1 protein-coding gene is annotated in these 375 nt (G+C 60.3%); it reads left to right on the forward strand.

Annotation, left to right across the window (positions count from 1 at the left end; genetic code table 11):
• A partial coding sequence (locus AB4Z23_RS29000; RefSeq protein WP_441361374.1) for a helix-turn-helix domain-containing protein occupies positions 1–375 on the forward strand: 375 nt, incomplete at both ends.

Raw genomic sequence — 375 nt, forward strand, 5'->3', positions numbered from 1 at the left:
TGCTCACGGCGCTTGGCAGTCCGGTTGAGGTCGCTGTCCTTGGACACTCCATCCTGCGTGAGCTGCATTACCGGGTCATGTCAGGGCCGCAAGGCGGCGCAGTGATCGCGGCCCTGCAGCGGAAAGGGACGTCGGGAAAACTGGTCGAGAGCCTGGCATGGCTGCGCAAAAACTACGGCTCTGAAATCACCGTCGCGGACCTTGCCAGAGCGGTGGGCATGAGCGTTCCTTCCTACCATGTCCATTTCAAGGAGCTGACAGGCTCAAGTCCCATGCAATATGTGAAGGCGATGCGGCTCCATGAAGCGAGACTGATGATCGCCCGCCAGACTGGAACAATTGCAGAGGTGGCGGCGTCAGTGGGCTATGTCAGCC

The sequence above is a fragment of the Agrobacterium sp. MCAB5 genome, assembly GCF_052114365.1.
GTDB classification, from domain to species: Bacteria; Pseudomonadota; Alphaproteobacteria; order Rhizobiales; family Rhizobiaceae; genus Agrobacterium; species Agrobacterium tumefaciens.